At 58.9% G+C, this 19,356-nt stretch carries 14 protein-coding genes and 1 tRNA gene; 8 read left to right on the forward strand and 7 right to left on the reverse strand.

What is annotated here, in order from left to right:
• Nucleotides 1–195: 195 nt before the first annotated feature.
• Nucleotides 196–915: an MIP/aquaporin family protein gene (locus OZY47_RS07790; RefSeq protein ID WP_277177784.1), complete on the reverse strand. Its 720-nt coding sequence runs from the start codon at nt 913–915 to the stop codon at nt 196–198.
• Between the two features lie 313 nt (nt 916–1,228).
• Here OZY47_RS07790 and OZY47_RS07795 point away from each other — a divergent pair.
• Both OZY47_RS07795 and OZY47_RS07800 read left to right on the forward strand, forming a co-directional pair.
• A tRNA-Lys gene (locus OZY47_RS07795) sits at nt 1,229–1,302 on the forward strand.
• Between the two features lie 347 nt (nt 1,303–1,649).
• A complete protein-coding gene (locus OZY47_RS07800; RefSeq protein WP_277177785.1) occupies nt 1,650–3,548 on the forward strand; it encodes a BspA family leucine-rich repeat surface protein in 1,899 nt (632 codons plus the stop codon).
• A gap of 260 nt (nt 3,549–3,808) precedes the next feature.
• On the opposite strand, the gene OZY47_RS07805 is transcribed toward OZY47_RS07800, so the two are convergent.
• Entirely contained in the window at nt 3,809–5,227 is a 1,419-nt protein-coding gene (locus OZY47_RS07805) for an MFS transporter (RefSeq protein ID WP_277177786.1), read from the reverse strand.
• 734 nt (nt 5,228–5,961) lie between these two features.
• Between OZY47_RS07805 and OZY47_RS07810 the strand changes: the two genes are divergently transcribed.
• Nucleotides 5,962–6,705, forward strand: coding sequence for a glucose 1-dehydrogenase (locus OZY47_RS07810; protein WP_277177787.1), 744 nt, complete (start codon nt 5,962–5,964; stop codon nt 6,703–6,705).
• A 244-nt stretch (nt 6,706–6,949) separates the two neighbouring features.
• Here the strand turns inward: OZY47_RS07810 and rplI are convergent, their stop codons facing one another.
• From rplI to rpsF, 4 genes are all read right to left on the reverse strand, one after another.
• Nucleotides 6,950–7,396: a 50S ribosomal protein L9 gene (gene rplI / locus OZY47_RS07815; RefSeq protein ID WP_277177789.1), complete on the reverse strand. Its 447-nt coding sequence runs from the start codon at nt 7,394–7,396 to the stop codon at nt 6,950–6,952.
• A gap of 19 nt (nt 7,397–7,415) precedes the next feature.
• Entirely contained in the window at nt 7,416–7,664 is a 249-nt protein-coding gene (rpsR, locus tag OZY47_RS07820; RefSeq protein ID WP_277177790.1) for a 30S ribosomal protein S18, read from the reverse strand.
• 117 nt (nt 7,665–7,781) lie between these two features.
• Entirely contained in the window at nt 7,782–8,438 is a 657-nt protein-coding gene (locus OZY47_RS07825) for a single-stranded DNA-binding protein (RefSeq protein WP_277177791.1), read from the reverse strand.
• Nucleotides 8,439–8,520: 82 nt separating this feature from the next.
• Nucleotides 8,521–8,817, reverse strand: a complete 297-nt coding sequence (rpsF, locus tag OZY47_RS07830; protein WP_277177793.1) for a 30S ribosomal protein S6 — start codon at nt 8,815–8,817, stop codon at nt 8,521–8,523.
• A gap of 385 nt (nt 8,818–9,202) precedes the next feature.
• Here rpsF and OZY47_RS07835 point away from each other — a divergent pair, with 385 nt between their 5' ends.
• Together OZY47_RS07835 and OZY47_RS07840 are read left to right on the forward strand one after the other, a co-directional pair.
• A complete protein-coding gene (locus OZY47_RS07835; RefSeq protein WP_277177795.1) occupies nt 9,203–11,857 on the forward strand; it encodes a zinc-ribbon domain-containing protein in 2,655 nt (884 codons plus the stop codon).
• Between the two features lie 280 nt (nt 11,858–12,137).
• Nucleotides 12,138–13,154, forward strand: coding sequence for a ribose-phosphate diphosphokinase (locus OZY47_RS07840; RefSeq protein WP_277177796.1), 1,017 nt, complete (start codon nt 12,138–12,140; stop codon nt 13,152–13,154).
• A gap of 494 nt (nt 13,155–13,648) precedes the next feature.
• On the opposite strand, the gene OZY47_RS07845 is transcribed toward OZY47_RS07840, so the two are convergent.
• Nucleotides 13,649–14,605, reverse strand: coding sequence for a hypothetical protein (locus OZY47_RS07845; RefSeq protein ID WP_277177798.1), 957 nt, complete (start codon nt 14,603–14,605; stop codon nt 13,649–13,651).
• 748 nt (nt 14,606–15,353) lie between these two features.
• On the opposite strand from OZY47_RS07845, the gene OZY47_RS07850 reads away from it, so the two are divergent.
• The 3 genes from OZY47_RS07850 to OZY47_RS07860 all read left to right on the forward strand — a co-directional run bounded on the left by OZY47_RS07850 (nt 15,354) and on the right by OZY47_RS07860 (nt 19,217).
• Nucleotides 15,354–16,325 carry a ribokinase gene (locus tag OZY47_RS07850; RefSeq protein ID WP_277177800.1) on the forward strand — a complete coding sequence of 324 codons (972 nt, stop codon included), beginning with the start codon at nt 15,354–15,356 and terminating at the stop codon, nt 16,323–16,325.
• Nucleotides 16,326–16,759: 434 nt separating this feature from the next.
• A complete protein-coding gene (locus OZY47_RS07855; protein ID WP_277177802.1) occupies nt 16,760–17,815 on the forward strand; it encodes a LacI family DNA-binding transcriptional regulator in 1,056 nt (351 codons plus the stop codon).
• 439 nt (nt 17,816–18,254) lie between these two features.
• Nucleotides 18,255–19,217: a nucleoside hydrolase gene (locus tag OZY47_RS07860; RefSeq protein ID WP_277177803.1), complete on the forward strand. Its 963-nt coding sequence runs from the start codon at nt 18,255–18,257 to the stop codon at nt 19,215–19,217.
• Nucleotides 19,218–19,356: the final 139 nt, after the last annotated feature.

Here is a 19,356-nt window from a genome sequence, read left to right on the forward strand (position 1 = left end):
GACCTGCGACGCGGCGGTACAGGAGCAAAGCAGAAGCGCAACGAGAACGGAACACGCGAGACGGCGACGCCCAGCGCAATCTGGACGCCGCCGTCTCACAAAGCCTCGGCGATGCCGGATATCGGTTCCGGCAATCAAGCGAGTCAGCTCAAGCAATCAAAGCAATCAAAGCAATCAAGCCAATCAACCACCCAATCACTGGAAGCAGAAGTTGAAGATCCACGCGCCGATGACAGCTCCGATGATCGGCGCCACAACGGGAATCCACGCCTCGCCCCAACGCGAGCCGCCCTTGTTGGGAATCGGCAGGATCCAGTGCAGGAAGCGCGGCACGAGGTCGCGGGCCGGGTTGAGGCCGGGGCCGGTGGAGCCGCCCATGGAGGTCACCAGGCCCCAGACGATGAAGCCGACGACGATGGACGCGGCCGCCAGGTTCTTCGAGCCCCAATCCAGCTTGAGCATGCACAGCGCGCCGAGCACGAGGATGAGAGTGCCGAAAAGCTCGTTGAGGAAGTAGACGACCTTGTTGTTGGAGGCCTCGGTGGTGCTGAACGTCGCGAAAATGGCGTCGGGGCTGGTCTCCATCTTGTAATACGGAAGGTAGGTGATGTAGACGATCAGCTGGCCCAGAGCCGCGCCGAGCAGCTGGGCGGCGATGTACTGCGGCACCTCGTTCCATGGGAAGAGGCCGTTCGCCGCCTGGCCGATGGTCATGGCGGGGTTGATATGCGCCCCGGAGACCGGCCCGAACATCAGGACCGGGAACATCACACCGAAACCATAGCCCATCGCTATGTTGAGCCAACCCGTTCCATGACCTTTCGTCCCTTTAAGTTCGGTGTTGGCGACGGCGCCATTGCCGAAAATCATCAGTAACGCGGTGCCGAGAAACTCGGCGGCAAGTTTAGCGAACATAAAAAACTCCTCATCTTCTCTTCATCGAAGGCAATAAATCATAGCTTTTACACAACGTTGTTCCGCAAGGCTATGTTTATCGTTTTGCAGTTGACGAATCTAAAACAATGCACCAGTACAGTTGCTTTTCATCGTTGCGAATAATTATAACACTCACTTAGTGAAAACGTTGTACGTTTACCATATTCGAGACTAGTTACCATTCGTTTCAAACGTATTTGACCAAAGCGTTGCGATTGGGCACGACACACCGTGTTGCGCACATGGCGGCCTCGCAGTAATATATCAACTTGGCTCTTGAAGTTTTGCCAGCGCCCCTATAGCTCAGCTGGTTAGAGCAGCTGACTCTTAATCAGCGTGTCCGGGGTTCGAATCCCCGTGGGGGCACAGATAAACCGCAGTCAATCATCGATTGGCCGCGGTTTTTGCATTTCCGCAGGTCGGCCCGTAGGTCGTCTGCCCCGGCCTGGCGCCCGTCCAACTCGAACACCCGTCAGGCCATACAGGGCAACACCTCGCGCCCCAACACAGACACACATTCTGGCCGGTATCCCGAGGTTTGTCACGACGCTTCCGTCTTGCCGTTCCTTGCTTCAGATTGACCAAACATTTTTGCCTATTAATATGGTTGGCATGCGTCTAATACGTCGTAAATATTAGATAGACTCATCGTATTACGTTTTAGACGACGGCAGCCTCGTTGATCGTTGCATATATATAAGGAGTAGAGAACGATGTTAGTCAAGATGGCGGTATCCGCGCTTTTGTGCGCAGCCACCTTGATTTCGCCCGTCGCCTCCGCGCCCGTGCCGACGGATCAATCCGTAGCATCAGCAGACACGACATCGGTCGCCCCCGCTTCCATGCCGGCAAATCAATCCGTCAAGCCCGCAGACTCGACATCGGTCACTTCAGCTCCCTCCCCATCAGCGCAGACGGAAACTCCTGAGACTCCGGACAACGATAAATCGGATGGCGACAAGCAAACCCCGAACTCAACGCCTGAACAAACAAAACCCGAACAAACAGAGCCTGACAACAAAGTCACGCCACCCGCACCAGCGACCCCTGCACCAAAACAGTCCAAACCCCAAAAGGAGCAGTCACAGGCTCAGACACAGCCACTGACGGTCAAGCCACAAGACAACACCTGCATACCTTCGACTGACAACACCTGGAGCGGTAGCAATCACGGCGGATACTCCACCGACATCATCAAGTGGGACATCACCGCCGACTGCAAGATGACCATCATCAGTGGCACTCTCAACCACAACTACACGTGGTCGTCCCTACCGTGGCAGGGCACCAGCCAAACCAAAATCACCTCGCTAGACGCCAAACACCTCACTCTGCAGTCCGGCGTTACCACTTTGGCAGATTGGTTCTATGGCTGCTCGTCGCTGGCGAGCCTGGACCTTTCCGGCTGGAACACCAGCCTCGTCACCAACATGAGCAGCATGTTCCAAGGATGCTCGTCGCTCACGAGCCTGAAGGTGGCAGGATGGAACACCTGGGACGTCACCACCTTTGCGAACATGTTCCACGGCTGCTCGTCGCTGGCCGGGCTGGACCTGACCGGCTGGAACATCCGCGACCTCAACTACAGCACGGCCAGCATACAGGACATGTTCACGGGCTGCGCGGGGCTCGCCCACCTGACGCTGGACGAATGGAAGACCGACGGCTCCAGCTCCCAGCTGGTCCGACCGGCCCTCCAGACCGCGCCCGCGCTCACCACCCTCGACATCTCCCGGCTCGACGCCAGGGGCGCCACCGACCTCGGCGGCATGCTCTCCAGCCTCCCCACCCTCAAGACCATCACCGCCAACGACTGGACCGGCTACAACACCAGCGGCACCAGCCTGAACGGCCTGTTCCAGAACGACACCGGCCTCGAGACCGTCAACGCCCACGGCCTCGCCACCACCAGCGCCAACAGCATGGGCAGCATGTTCCAGGGCGACAGCAACCTCGCCACACTCGACATCTCCGGCTGGGACACCAAAAACGTCAACAACACCAGCAGCATGTTCCAGAACTGCAACAGCATCAAGCAAATACGGTTGGATCAGCATGAGGATAAAGTGTTGCCACTGATACCGACCGATGTATTTACCCCTGGCCGCAACCTGACCATCATGGTCGAAGGGCGAACGACCGCCAATGGAGGTCAATACTCCTTCTATTCCACCAGCACTCCCGCAAACGCCTATCAAGTAAACCAACCAACCTGGTTCAAGGTCGCGGAACGCGGCATCCGCTACGGCCGCCCCTCCGACACCGGATTCTTCCCGCCCGCATGCGTCAGCTGGAGCAATGATCCGGCAGCCACCTGCACCATCGCCGGATCGACTGGAATGACCCCGCCTATTGTGGGCCAACAGCTCTTGAACTGGAAGGTCGATGGCGGCAGCACGACTTACACGCCTGGCGCCAATGTGACCGTTCCCGCCACATTCGTAACCGTCACGCCGCAATGGGGGACGCGCGAAACGCTGTCTGCGATGCCACTGACCGGCGCCGATAAACACCCAGCGCTCGTCGCGGCGCTGCTGCTCGCAATCGCTCTGGTTATGATTGCCGCGACCTTCGCCCTGCGCAATCGCAAACTTGCTCACCGCTCCATATGAGCGCCTTCGCGGAACTATGAGTGCCTTCGCACAATAACGTGAACATGCACCGAGCTATCAAATTGATATTCGTTTTGCTCCGCTGAAACTTGGTAACGGCGGAATTCGGACACAAACCACCGTAAGTTATGCCCGATTCAAACCCCAAAACCAAATAACGGCAGAGAACGGACAAAATCATACAGATTCCCGTCCGTCCTCTGCAATTAAATGAAGCGCTCCCCCAATAAAAGGGAACAAGCGTCTACGAACTCAGCGCCTCACGCCTCGACCGGGCGCAGCTCGACGCGCGGCTTCTTGCGCACCTTGATCGACACCAGGGTGATGGACAGGGCGACCAGCGAGAGGATGATGAGCAGCGCGAAGGCGTTGGTGGCGCCGTCGACCGCGGCGAACTTGACGTTGTGGCGCATCCGGGCCTCGCTCAGGGAGAGCGACGAGGAGAGCACCGTGGTGCCGAGCGAGCCGGCGTACTGCTGGAGCACGTTGAACAGCGAGTTGAAATCGGTCTGCTGCGAGCCGGTGACGAACTTGCTGGCGTCCGACATCGTGTTGCCGTAGCCGAAGTTGAAGCCGGCGCGCAGGAACATGTAGAGCAAGGTGAGCAGCAGCACGGTGGCCTTGCCGGTGGTCGCGCACAGGGCGGCCGAGCCGACGAGCAGCGAGACGTTGGAGACCAGCAGCACCAGGGTCGGGCCGCGGCGGTCGTAAAGCTTGCCGACGAACGGGGCGATGACGGCGCCAAGCAGCGAGCCCGGCAGCAGCATGAGCCCGGCGGTCAGCGAGTCGATGCCCAGGAAGTTCTCGGCGAAGACGGGCAGCAGGAACGAGCTGCCGATGTTGATGAACTGGAGGATGAAGTAGTTGGCGCCGCGCAGGCTGACGATCGGCTTGCGCAGGATGCGAAGGTCGAGCAGCGGCGACTTGGAGGCGAGGCAGCGCCAAATGAACAGGGCGAGGGTCGCGACGGCGGCGACGATGGCGATGGCGACGCGCGGGGACCAGCCACCGGCGATGCCGATCTGGTCGAAGATCTCGGTGAAGCTGACCATGAAAAGGCTCAGCAGCACCAGGCCCACGCCGTCGAACGACTTGTCCGCGCCGTCGGCCTTCAGGCGCAGGCTGACCTCGCCGAGGATCCACGCGATGGCGAGCAGCGGCAGGGTGAGCACGAAGATGATGCGCCAGGAGAAGTAGAAGTTGATGAGCCCGCCGTAGGTCGGCCCGAGCGCCGGGGCGAACGAGGTGACCATGTTGGCCAGGCCGATGTAGGTGCCGCGTCGGCTCACGGGGATCAGCGAGAGGATCACGTGGATCAGCAGCGGCGTGGAGACGCCCGTGGCGGCGGCCTGCAGCAGACGCCCGAGCAGCAGCCACCAATAGCCCAGCGGCAGGGAGCTCAGGATGGTGCCCAGGATGCTGATGATGATGGCGCAGCGGAAGAGCGGCCGCGCGTCGAAGCGGCGCAGCAGGAAGGCGGAGGTGCTCATGACGATGGTCACCATCAGCAGGTAGCCGGAGGTCAGCAGCTGGATGGTGGAAAGCGGCAGCCCAAACTCTCGGGTCATGGTCGGGAATGTGACGTTGAGTGACGTCTCGGTAAGAATCCCGATGAACGACAGCAACGCGGTCGCCGCGATCGAGAGCTTGGTCTGTGTCGTAACGCGTTCTTCTTGCAAGTTTTTGAACCTCTTCAATACCAAATATATAAAGAATGTATGTGTGTTTAGCCTTTAACGTGTTTGCCATACACTCGCTGTCACGGTTGAATGCGCATGGATTCCCACATGCGCGCAACCTTGTTATTTTACGCCCTTGGTATCGACGATGACGCGGTCCGGTGAAAAAGAGAAACGCGCGCCGCGCTTCCCTGTAAACCTTGTGATTGCAAGCTTTCTCGCCTCGCCTATCTCGAAAACCAAGGTGACGGATTCACCTCACTTGCGATGTGAGATTCGACAAATTTCACGAGGACGAACGGGCTGTCAGGCTTGGTGAACCGGCTTTTGTAATCACAATGAAATGATTTACATTCGTTTTAGTGAGTATAACAAGTTCCATTGTCCTGCTCATATGGATTGCATTTTATTGATATATGGTTCCATAAATTCGACTTTACTTTGTATTTTGTTTGATTTGTCATACATAACCAGACATTTCTTTAGAATATGACCGCTTATAAGGCAACCAACCAGCTTCGCGACCTGTAGTACACGGTATACAGACAGCGAACACAATGTGATAAACACCACGTTGTGGACAACTCACCCCGGCACAAAGCCCGAGTTTCCAACGCTCACGAACGCCTCCCGGCCGATTGCCTCACACCTCACACCTTCGCGTCCTTCCAAGCGGGGCTAAGCTTGAGGCAATGATGCGCAACGGATTGTGCATCCCCAACAAGGAGGTTCTGATGTCAGATCGTCTTAACGGTAAAGTAGCACTTATTTCCGGCGGTGCCTCGGGCATTGGTCTCGCCATCGCGAAGCGTTTCGCGTCTGAGGGCGCTAAGGTCGCGCTGGGCGACATCAACGCCGAAAGCGGCGAGAAGGTCGCGGCCGAAATCGGCGACAACGCGATGTTCGTCACCCTCGACGTCACCAAGGAAGAGATGTGGGAGGCCGCGTTCAAGGCCGTCATCGAGAAGTTCGGCAAGGTCAACGTCGTCGTCAACAACGCCGGCATCGCCATCGGCAACAACATCGAGGACATCCCGCTGGAGCAGTGGAACAAGGTCGTGGCCATCAACGGCACCGGCATGATGCTCGGCACCAAGCACGGCATCAAGAACATCAAGAACTACGGCGGCGGCTCGATCATCAACATGTCGTCGATTGAGGGCTTCATCGGCGAGCCCTTCAACCTGGCCTACGACTTCACCAAGGGCGGCGTGCGCATCATGAGCAAGTCCGCGGCCCTCTACTGCGCGGAGAAGAAGTACGACATCCGCGTCAACACCATCCACCCCGGCTACATCCACACCCCGATGGTCGACACCCACCCCGGCCTGGTGAAGCTCGAGGAGTCCAAGACCCCGATGGGCCACTTGGGCCAGGCGCAGGACATCGCCAACATGGCGCTCTTCCTCGCCAGCGACGAGTCCAGCTTCGCCACCGGTTCGGAATTCGTGGTCGACGGCGGCTACACCGCCCAGTGATTCCGGCCTGAGGCCAACTCCTTTCTCCGAAACCCCATCGCAGCGTTCGGTTGCGGTGGGGTTTCGTATGTCTTCAGACGGACTTGAGCTGGCAGTAAGCCGAGCCAAGCCGAACCGACCCAAACCAATTCGATCACGACCACGAATATGACCACGAATATGAGAAATCCCGCATGCGCACGAACGGCGCAGCGGGATTTCCCTTGCTTAAGCTTGCGGTTGTTGTAAACCGATATTGCCCTGATTACTCGGCGACGACACGAACCGTGAAGTCGGCGGAGATCTCGGGGTGGAGGGCCACGGTGGCGGGGAAATCGCCGGTGGTCTTGATGGTCTCGACCTTGATGGTCTTGGGGTCGACGGCGGCCTGGGGCTCGAGGGCCGAGGCGATGTCGACGGTGGAGATGCCACCGAAGAGCTTGCCGGATTCGGAGACCTTGGCGCTGATTTCGACGACGGTGCCCTCGATCGCGGTCTTGGCTGCGACGGCGTCCTCGCGGGTGGCGACGGACTTGGCCAGACGAGCGCGCTTCATGCCCTCGATCTGAGCCGCGGCGCCCTTGCTCCACGCGAAGGCGAGGCCCTGCGGGAAGAGGTAGTTGCGCGCGTAGCCCGGCTTCACCTCGACGACATCGCCGGAGTGGCCCAGGTTCGGGACGGACTTGGTGAGAATAACTTTGGTTTCAGCCATGTTCCTTGGTCCTTCCTGATCAGCGGCCGGTGGTGGAGTAGGGCAGCAAGGCCATCTCGCGGGCGTTCTTCACGGCGCGGGAGATCTTGCGCTGCTCCTGGATGGTCACACCGGTGATGCGACGGGAGCGAATCTTGCCGCGGTCGGAGATGAACTTGCGCAGCAGCGCGACGTCCTTGTAATCGATCTCGGTGATCTTGGCAGCCTTCAGCGGGTTCGGCTTCTTCTTAAACGGCTTTACTGGTGGCTTTGGCCTTTTGCGTGACATAATGATGTCTCCTTACATTTCTTTGCTAACGTCTGGTTATCTCGATGTATCGCGACGGTTATCGTTCCAACGGTTTCAGCACTTGCGGCTGAGCGCCTTGAGCTTTGGGGTCTCGCCCTAGAACTCGGGCTCGTCGGAGTCGCCGCCGAAATCGGAGCTTCCGCCGAATGACGAGAACCCGTCACCCGAGGAAGTGGAGGACCCCCAGGGATCGGCCGCCGGGGCAGCCTGCTGGGCCGCCTGGCCGTTGCCGGCCGCGGACGCGCCACCGGAGTAGCCAGCGCCGCCGGAATAACCGGCACCGCCCTGGTAGCCTCCGTTGCCGCCACCGTTGTTGTAGCCGCCATTGCCCGAGTTGCCGCCGTTATAGCCGTTGCCGCCACGTGATCCACCTTGGAATCCGTTGCTGGACTGCTGGCGCTCGACCTGGGCCGTGGCATAGCGCAGCGAGGGTCCGATCTCGTCGACCGTCATCTCGACGACCGTGCGGTTCGTGCCATCGTTGGCCTGGTAGCTCCTCTGCTGGAGACGGCCCTGGGCGATGACGCGCATGCCCTTGGAAAGGGTCTGCGCGCAGTGGGTGGCCATGTCGCGCCAGACCGAGCAGCGCATGAACAGCGCGTTGCCGTCCTCCCACTGCTGGGTGTTGCGGTTGAACGTCCGCGGCGTGCTGGCGATCGTGAAGCTCGCGACCGAAGCGCCGCTGGCGATGGTGCGCAGCTCCGGATCAGCCGTGAGATTGCCGATGATCGTGATGGTCGTATCCCCTGCCATGACCTGTCTCCCTCAAGAAAACGCATGCCCTGGTTCGTGACGAACCGGAACATGAACAGACGAATTTTATTGCCCTATGGGCTTACTTGACGTCCTTGCGAAGAATCTTCGTGCGGATTACGGACTCGTTCAGGTTGAGAACACGGTCGAGCTCATCGCTCGTGGCCGGCTCGCAGCTGTAGTTGACGACAACATAGTTGCCCTCGTTCTTGCCGTCGATCTCATAGGCAAGCTTGCGGCGTCCCCAGATATCGGGATCCTCGACGGAACCGCCCTCTTTGGTGACCATTTCCATGTATTGATCGGTCAGCTTCTTCAGAGCCCGCTCGTCGAGCTCGGGATCAGCAATGAACATCAGTTCATACTTGTGTGCAGACATCACCCACCTCCTCTGGACTAAAGTCGGCCGCGGTCTTTCCGCGACAGGAGTGTGTATGCATGCCACATCAGGACGCGAACCCGCGCCAGACATAGCTTTTCAATTTTACGGGCGGGCTGCGACAGCAAAATACCCGGAAACAATACGTATGTATAGCAAGCTGAGATAAGCGTATTCGAGAACTATCGCCTCTGCATATAAGGCCCATCACTACCCTCAGATGCGCGAGGCAACGACGACGTGAAGCCGACTTTCGGAATGGGACAGGCCTTTTGTATAAGGATAGCGAACAATTGGTGATGATGGGCGGATAAGACCTGAGTCAATCGATATATTGGTTTTGATTGAGAATATTATCTATATCGTATTACAGAGAGAAGAAGCCATGACCTGCCCTCGCTGTGGAGCGCAAATAGCCAGCAACGCTCAATTCTGCCCCCATTGCGGGCAACCTGTCATCGTCTCCAGCAATACAAGCAACACCGGCAACACCAACGTAGCCAACACACCCAGCGCACCCAGCGCCAACCCCTACGGCAACTCCGGCACGGCCAACCCCAACAGCTATGGCGATCCGGCGAATGTATACGCCAATACCACCAACAACGCCGCCCCTTATGCCAATGCCAGCACAGCCAGCGCGGCAAATACCAACGGTTACAGCGGCACCGCCAGCACACCCAAGACCGCCCAAACCAGCGGTGCAATCCGCTTCACCAGCCCGGCCAACCTCAAGTCCATCGGTCTTTCGCTGGCGATTGGGCTCGGCGCGGCGCTGGTCGTCACGGCGCTGGTCACCGGCCTGGTCTATCTCACCCTCTCGCAATGCAAACATGCGCCGGAGTCCGACAAGCTGATGCAGTCGCTCTACGTCACCGGCCTCACCTCCGACGCCACCGTGGCCCAATTCACCTCCGGCTCCTTTATCGCCGTGTTCGTCAACCTACTCGTCAAACTGACGGGTGGCGGCTCGGTGGTCACCTTCAACTCTCCGCTCGACAGCACCATAATTCCAGATGGAGGCCCATCTCCCACACTGTTCACCTACGATGGTTTCGCGCTGACCGGCTTGGCTCTGCTTGTGGGAGCGGCGTTCGGCGCCTACATGGTGCTGCGCCACTTCAGGTTCGCCGACCGCCAGACCGGATTCGCCAACGCCGCCGCGGTCGGTGGCGCGACGGGGCTCATCTACCTGCTGCTGGCCGCGCTGTTTCCGCTGCGCTACGACGTGCCCAACGCGCAACTCTCGTCACTGTTCGACATGGCCGACGCGAGTTTCCTGAATGAAGGCACGATGCCGATAGTCGATAGTTCGGCGACTTGGCTGACCTTCGCCATGCCGTTCCTGTTGGCCGGGCTCGGGGCGCTCATCGGATCCATGCTGGCCCAGCGCGCGCCCGACGGCAAACATGTGTTCGCGGCCTGCTGGAAGTGGGCGCACCGCGCGCGTGGCGTCACGCGAACCTGCGTGGAGGTGCTCGGCTGCTATTTCTCCGTCTTCTTCGCCTACAGCATCATCAGTCAAACGCTGAATATGATTGCGGGACTCTTCAGGAGGGAATCCTTCTCCGGACCTTTGATGTTCATGTTCACGTCGATTCCGGGGAGCCAGCTAGGCAGTTGGTGCACCGGTGCCCTAGGCGGAATGTTCATGTGGGTCACGCCCTCAAACCCGGACAGCGCACATCCATATACCGACGCCCATTGGTACCATCATCAGCAATACAGCTTCACGCACACCTCGATTTTCCATCCCGACCAGTACGTAACCACCTCCACACGGCTCATGACGACGCAATACTTCATTCCCGCGCTGCTGTTCCTGGCGTGCACCTTGTACCTCGGGCTTCGGCTCGCGGCCCGTCATCTGCAGGACCCGAGTAGCGCGAAATGGTCGCAGACATGGAAGTCGCCGCTTGTGGGCGCGGCATTCTGCCTCATCGCCATGCTGACATGCGGGCTGACGGTGGCCAAAGTACACGCGCCGGCAAAATCACAAGCGCGCGCTCTCCTCCAACTCTTTGGAGTCAAGGACTACGCCTACGTCAACGGCGGCGAATTGTGGAATCTCCTTCTGGCGGCGCTGTGGATGTTCGTCATCGAGGCCATCGCGATGACCTTCGGACGGAAACTCGTCGTGTCGACGCCCGGGCTGACGAAAATCCTCAAAGGCGGGCTCATCCAGCCGACGCCGGCGAACATTGAAGCCACGACGTTGGGGACCACGCGCAACGCTGGGGCGCAGGCTCCCGTGACGGATCCGGATGTCTTGATCGCGTCGCTCAAAACCGGGTATGTCAATACGTATTACAAGCCGGCGAACGGGGCGTACGAACGTTATGGAGCTCCGGCCGCAACCGGCTCTGCGAGCCCAATGAATTCGATGTCGCCAACGAACCCTGCGGTTCCGGCGACCCCTACCGTGCCAGCGAATCCAATGAGCCCAATGACACCAGTGGCTCCGACGGCTCCAGGGTATGGCGGAAACGCAGCCGGCACCGGCACGATGCCCATGGCTGACGCGAACCCGAATTACGGCGCAACCGCCGGCACGGGAACGATGCGGCCCCAACCTCAGTTAGGGAGTTATGCCGCAAATCCATATGGCGCGAGCCAGTATGGTGCAGGCCAATATGGCGCAGGACAATATGGGATAAATCAACCCGATATGAATCAACCATCTACGGATGCCGGAACTCCTGATTCGTCCCAGAGCCAAGCGAATAGTCAGGCAGCGGATCAACCTCAAAATCAACCGGGCTATGTTCCGCCGGCGGAATCCGGTCCGTCGACAATCGACTCGCTGCCCAAGTACCATTCCAGCGCCCAAGCCGCCCCGGCCACTGGCGGCCTGCAAAACCAAGCCGCTCCGCAGCCTCCACTGCCCGCGAAGCCAACACCGAGCCAAGGCGCCCCAAACGCCACGCAGCCCGACGTCGCCGAGCAGACAAACGCTGACGCCAACCATCAGTCAACGCCTTCCGCGACGTCAACCGATGGGCAAGCGTCTAGTGCCAGCGGCGAGAAACAACAGCAATAATAAGGAATGACGACAATAGACAGGCAGCGATGATAAAGCGACAAATCCTCGGCGAACGACGGACACGGTCTGATTGTCCGCACAAATCGCACCTGTCTATGCAACATATCGTCGTAAAACCGCTCGAGACGTGACGCAAACCACGTTCCCGCGCAACCCACCCCATACGGATTGCGCGGGGATGACGGTATATTGGTGTGTGGTATTTGATTCGGCTTCACGCACCGGCGGAGCGCATACAACAAACATAACGAGCAGAACATCAATCGGAAGGCAAGACATGGCGGCGATTCTCAAGGGCAATCCCAAGAAACGAATGGCGCTGGTGACGGGGCGGGCATACCCCGAGCAGGCCGAAGCCACCGCCGAATGCCTGGGAATCGAGCCGCTTGAGACCACGGCCTATGACTTCGCCAATGGCGAGATGTATGTGCGCTATACGCAGCCGGTGCGCGGCGCGGACGTCTTCGTGCTGCAATCGCACACCGACCCCATCAACAAATGGATCATGGAGCAGCTGCTGATGATCGACGCGCTGAAGCGCGCATCGGCCCGTTCCATCACCGTCGTGGCGCCGTTCCTCGGGTATTCACGTCAGGACAAGAAGGGCCAGGGCCGCGAGCCCATCACCGCCCGCCTGATGTTCGACCTCTTCCAGACCGCGGGCGCCGACCGCATCATGACCGTGGACCTGCACGCCTCGCAGGAGCAGGGCTTCTTCGACGGACCGGTCGACCACCTCACCGCCATGCCCGTGCTGCTTGATTACGTCAAGAACTCGATGCCGCTGGAGAACGCGACCATCGTCTCCCCCGACGCCGGGCGTATCAAGGTTTCCGAACGCTGGGCCGCCAAGCTCGGCGGGCTGCCGCTGGCCTTCATCCATAAGACCCGTGACGTCACGCGTCCGAACCACGCCGTGGCCCACGGTATCATCGGCGAGGTGCGCGAGCGCGACTGCGTGGTCGTCGACGACATGATCGACACCGCCGGCACCATCTGCGAGGCCGTGCGCACGCTGCGCGAAGCCGGCGCGAAGTCGGTGACGCTCGTCGCCACCCACGGGCTCTTGTCCGGCCCGGCCATCGAACGGCTCAAGGGTTGCGGCGCGAGGGAAATCGTGCTGATGGACACCGTGCCCGTGCCGCAGGAGAAGCGCCTGCCCAACATGACCGTGCTCTCCGTGGCTCCGCTGCTGGCCGCCGGCATCCGCTCGGTCTTTGAGTCCGGCTCCGTCTCCAACCTGATGAACGGCCTGCCCGAGGACATGCGCCCCCGCAACATGTACGCCGCCTGAGTGGCAGTGGTCCCTAGTTGCGTTTGTGACGCAAACACCCCCATTACCGTCACAAACGCAATAATCAATCCAAAACCCTTGCGTTTGTGACGCTAAACCCGCATATTCCATCACAAACGCAATAACCGGACAAACCGAATTGCATATGTGACGCCAATGTTGCATAAACCGTCGCATATGCGGCACTGAATCCTTAATAGGTTGCATATGTGACTCAAAACCCGGAATAAGCGTCACAAACGCAATAACCAGACAAACCGAATTGCATATGTGCCGCCACTGTTGCATAAACCATCACATATGCAACATTGAGCCCTTAACGGGTTGCATTTGTGACTCAAAACCCGGAATAAGCGTCACAAATGCAATGCTCGAATCGGAACCCTTGCGTTTGCGACGCCAAACCTGTGTATTCCGTCACATATGCAATAACAGGGATGAAACAGCTTGCGTTTGTGACGCTAATTATCAGTTTTGCGCCACAAACGCAACGATTACAGCACATTTGCCATCTTCGAGCATGGTACCCCGGCATCGATCAGTTTCCGCACCATCTCTTGTCGATTCAACACATCGCCGTATCGCAATCTGACCACCTGCGAAACGTCACATTCCTGCAGCAAAAATCTCTCGCGCTGTTGCTCGCGAGAAACCACCTCTTCCAGCCCCTGCCCTCGGGTCATTTCCGGATCAATATATTTATCCATGCCATCAAATTCGATGACCGCCGACCGCCCCGTTCGCAACTGGTATAGGAAATCAACTCGGTATACAGACCCGTCAGGTTTCGGATACTCCACTTGCAAACGTGGAACCGGGAAACCCTCCTCAATCATGGTCCCCCTGCAGAACGATTCGCCTCCATTCTCACTAGCCGGATCCGCATAGGTGAGAAGATCTTGGATTCCCCAAATCCCCGCACCCATCTGCTCCATCTCGGCACGGGTAACAAGGCCAAGTCGAAACGCGGAATCATACATTGGCAATGCATCACGGAACGAATATCTCCGCCCACATTCAAGAAGGACTCGAGTAATCGGCACAACGGATACCTCTGACCTTTTCTCGGCTTCCCGACAAGCTTCAGGCAGATATCGCAGCTTGGGATTTTTTGATGCGACTGGGCTTACGTCCGAAGCCAAATCAACACCACCATCATGTAAGACACGCCGATATTCCAATCCGTACGCATCAGCGGCGGTAAGACCGGCAAACACCCATGGTGGATGAATGAGCTGCAACGCACGCGCCACATAAAGCGTCCGCTGCTTCGCATCAAGTTGTTCCCAAGCCTCGGCATCGAAAAACAAACTGGGATAGGGCTTCACCACCTCTCCGCTTGCGCATCGCCGGTACAGCGCGCGCCGAAGCGACATGTCGGAAGTCATACCGCAACGCTGGGCACGCTCGGCATCTGCCAATAATCGTTCAACTTCATCATGTTTTCTCATGACGTCAAGATATCGCATAATCCAAAATCCGAGAGTAAATTCCGGGCACTGTGGATAAACGGTTGGGGTTATCCACAAGCTCCGGGCGTGTCGCGTTGCATTTGCGACGCAAAACCCGGAATAAGCGTCACAATCGCAATAACTGGGTTGCATTTGCGACGCTTAACCCACCCATCCCGTCACAAACGCAACAACCGGGACGAATCAGGTTGCATCTGTGACGATTACTGACCACTTTGCGTCACAAACGCAATAATCCGGTTGCATCTGCGACGCTTAACCCACCCATCCCGTCACAAACGCAATATGAGGACAAACCAGGTTGCATCTGTGACGCCAAACCTGCCTATCCCGTCACATATGCAGTAATCGGGTCGCATTTGCGACAGTTATTGACCACTTTGCGTCACAAACGCAATAACAGGGATGAAATAGGTTGCGTTTGTGACTCAAAACTGGGAATAAGCGTCACAAACGCAATATGGGACCAACCAGGTTGCATCTGTGACGCCAAACTCGCCCATCCTGTCACAGACGCAACATGAGGACAAACCAGGTTGCATTTGCAACGCTTAACCCACACATTCCGCCGCAAACGCAATAACCGGGTTGCATTTGCGACGGTTATTGACCATTTTGCGTCACAAATACAAGGGAATGGGCGCGAACGGACTGAGTTGACTTTGGTGATAAAGCGTTTTACCATGGGGTTTACTTTTCCCGTAACGACGCGAAATCGAGGAAACCAATGAGCGCATCGGCCCTTCAACTGCTGGACAAGATCTCCGGCAACATCAGCATCGTCGGCTCCATGAACGCCGACTACACGGTGACCACCAAGCGGCTGCCAAAGCCCGGCGAGACCGTCAACGGCGGCCCGCTTCGCATCCTGCCCGGCGGCAAATCCGGCAACCAGGCGGCGGCCGCGGCCCGCATCGGCGCCAACGTGACGATGTTCGGCGCGGTCGGCCAAGACGCCAACGCCGACTTCCTGCTCGGCCAGCTCGACGACGCCGGGGTCGACACCTCGCACGTCCGTCATGTCGAGGGCGCGAGCGGCACCACGGTCATCACCGTCGACGACGGCGGCGAGAACACGATCGTCTATTCCGCCGGCTCGAACGCCAAGGTGGACATGGACTACATCAACAGCGAAAAGGAGACGCTGCTCGCCTCGTCGGTGCTCGGCCTGTGCCTCGAGAGCCCGATCGAGACGGTCACCGCCACGGCCAAGCTCTGCCACGACGCCGGCATCAAGGTGCTGCTCAACGACTCCCCCTTCACCGACGAGCTGCCCGCCGAGCTCATCGCCTACTCCGACGTCCTGCTGGTCAACGAGCATGAGATGGCCCAGCTGCTCAACATCGCCGAACCCAAGGACGGCGACTGGCTCGGCTGCGATTGGGAGTACATCGCCCGCTCGATGCACGAGTTCGGCTTCGAGGAGGCCATCGTCACCCTGGGCGGCGACGGCGCGATCGTGATGGACAGCGAGAGCACCTACCACGTCGACGCGGCGAAGATCACCTCGAAGGACACCACCGGCTGCGGCGACTCCTTCATGGGCACGATGCTCGCCGGTCTCGCCTCGGGCTTCACGCTGAGCGAAGCGGCCTCGCTGGCCTCGTATGTCGCCGCCTACGCCGCCACGAGCTACGGCGCCCAGGCGTCCTACGGCACCTCCGAGCAGATCCGCGAGTTCTTCGAAAACAGCAAGTGACAACCGCGCCGCGCGATTCGTGGGGCTATGCAAAATATACAAATTGGATGCCCCCCATCGCGCAGATAGCACTTCCCTCCATATGATTCGTTTTGTCGCGGATGAGTATACGAAAATATGTAAAATCCGGGACGAAACGAACCCCACCCCCGAAATAGGCATCGCACGGCAAGTCCACGCAACCAACGTTGGATGCGGGATTTGCCGCCACGCCGAACCGGACCGCAATCCCGAAGCATGAAAATCCACCGACAAGCCGCGTGTCGAAGCGCGATTCGTCTCAGCATCGGCTCGCCGGAGACCACAAAGTCGACCACGCTTCGAGTAACCTATGGTTCTGGCCGGGATTCCGAGTGCGAACACCGATGTGACGCGATGCCGCGAACGACGAACCTCAACGGCCGAGGCATAACCAAACCATCAAAGACGAGGACATGAACCACAACGTAACTCTGAAGGACATCGCCCAGGCCTGCAACGTCTCGGTGACGGCGGTCTCGCTGGTGCTCAACGGACGCCCCACCCGCATGTCGCAAGCCAACCGCGAGCTCATCTTCAAAACCGCCGAGCGCCTGCATTATGTGCCGAACCAGGCGGCGCGCAGCCTGGCCACCAACCAATCGATGCTTCTGGCGCTGCTGATCCCCGACATCGAGAACATGTTCTTCGCCTCGCTTTCCAAGGCGCTCGAGGATGTGGTGAGCGCCGACGGCTATTCGCTGCTGATCGCCAACTCCGACGACTCCCGGCTCAGCGAGCAACGTCTGCTCCGCCAGTTCGCCTCGCACGGCGTCGACGGGCTCTTCCTCATCCCCTCACGCGAGTCGGCCGACGATTCCGCCGCGCTCAAAAAAGATGTGGCCAACCTTGATTTCCCCGTGGTGCTCACCGATCGTCTGGTCGACGAGCAATGGTGTGACGCCGTGGGTTCCGACGACTTCACCGGCGGCACCATCGCGGCCCAGATCCTTCTGGCGCAAGGCCACCGTCGTATAGCGTGCATCTCCGGAGACAATGCGGATGGCAAAACAAGCAGGCGCATGGCCGGATTCGTCAGCGCCCTCGACGAGGCGGGAATCCAGCTTGATCCGAGCCTCAAACGCAACGGCAACTATCGTTTTGACGGCGGCTACAAAGAGGCCGGCCACATCATCGACGCGGGCGCGACGGCCGTCTTCTGCGGCAACGACCTGATGGCCATGGGCTTCATCAAACGCCTGGAGGAGCTGGGATTGCGCTGCCCCGAGGATTGCTCGGTGGTCGGCTACGACAACATGTCGGGAAAGTTCGGGTTCAACCACCAGTTGACCACCTTCGACCAGAACATCCACGCGGTGGCCGAAGCCTGCCACGGCCTCATCACCTCGCGCATCGCGGCGCGGCATGATGACAATGGGGAACGGCACAAAAGCAAGCCTTGGCTCACCGACCCCAAGCAGAAGCTCATCGAGCCCAAGCTTGTCAGGCGGACAACGGTTTCGCACGCCTGAATCCCGTAATCGCTCAAGCAGAAACGACACGACGCATGGGCTGTTGCCAAAATTTGCACGACACAAATGGTAACAACCCCGTGACGTCTCTCACATACCCGGACGCACGACGGCGCTCCAACTTCGAATCACGATTGATCCCGTCACCGGAAACGTGCCGAAAACCGTCGAAAACCGTACAATTCCAGCCAAATCACCACATTAACCATCCTCTATTTCGATAAAAAAATACCGGAACACACTCGATTGACCGGCGGCGAAATTTTCCAGTAAACTAACTTGATAAAACGCTTTATTGCCTTACAAGCATAACGATAAAGCGCTTTAACATGACTAACATCCGAAAGACGCTGAACACAGGCGGTTACCGAGGGCGGTTCCCGGTGGCACACTGCGAAAGTGCCTCCTCCAGGCTCAGCGACGAGAGGAAAGGTACACAATGAAGAAGAAGATCATCCTCGATCTGGACACCGGCGTCGACGACACCCTGGCCATTTCTTACATCCTCGGCAGCCCCGAAGTGGAGCTCATCGGCATCACCAGCACCTTCGGCAACGTGCTGGTCGACCAGGGCATCCGCAACGACCTGGCGATCACCGACCTGCTCGGCCACCCCGAGGTGCCGGTCTACCGCGGCGAGGAGCACGCGCTGAAGGCCGACTCCTTCACGGTCTCCGAGATCTCCGCCTTCATCCACGGCAAGAACGGCATCGGCGACGTCGTGATCCCCGACTCCAACCGCCACGCCGAAACCGACATGAGCGCGGTCGACTTCATCATCGACTCGGTGAAGAAGTATGGCAAGGACCTCACCTTCGTGCCCACCGGCGCCGAGACTAACATCGCCACGGCCCTCAAGAAGGCCCCCGAAATCAAGGACGAGATCGGCAACATCGTGATGATGGGCGGCGCGCTGACCGTCTGCGGCAACTCCGAGCCGTGGGTCGAGGCCAACATCTCCCAGGACCCCGAGGCCTGCGACATCCTCTTCCGCTCCGGCGCGCCCGTGACCATGATCGGCCTGGACGTGACGCTGCAGACCCTCATGACCTACAAGGACTCCGAGCAGTGGCGCCAGATCGGCACCCCCGCCGCAAAGTTCCTCGCCGACATGGTCGACTTCTACATCAAGGCCTACGAGACCACCTCGCCCCACCTGGGCGGATGCGGCCTGCACGACCCGCTGGCCGCCGCCGTGGCCGTGGACCCGACGCTGGTCACCACGCTGCCGATCAACATGAAGGTGGAGACCGAGGCCCCCACCCGCGGCCGCACCATCGGTGACAACGAGCGCCTCAACGACCCGAAGAAGACCGCCCAGGTGGCCGTCCAGGTCGACGTCGATCGCTTCCTCAACGAGTTCATGACCCGTATCGGCAACGTCGCTGCCGCCGCGAAGTGAGATTACGGCATAATCTCATAAACGCATAATCCCATAAACCCGTAAGTTGCAGAGCCGAGCCTTGTAACGCCAAGACGCGATTCGAGGCTCGGCCGCAACCTATATTTTCCAAATTTTTCCGCAATCAAGGATTAAAATA

Source organism: Bifidobacterium sp. ESL0790 (genome assembly GCF_029395435.1).
Taxonomy (GTDB): Bacteria; Actinomycetota; Actinomycetes; order Actinomycetales; family Bifidobacteriaceae; genus Bifidobacterium.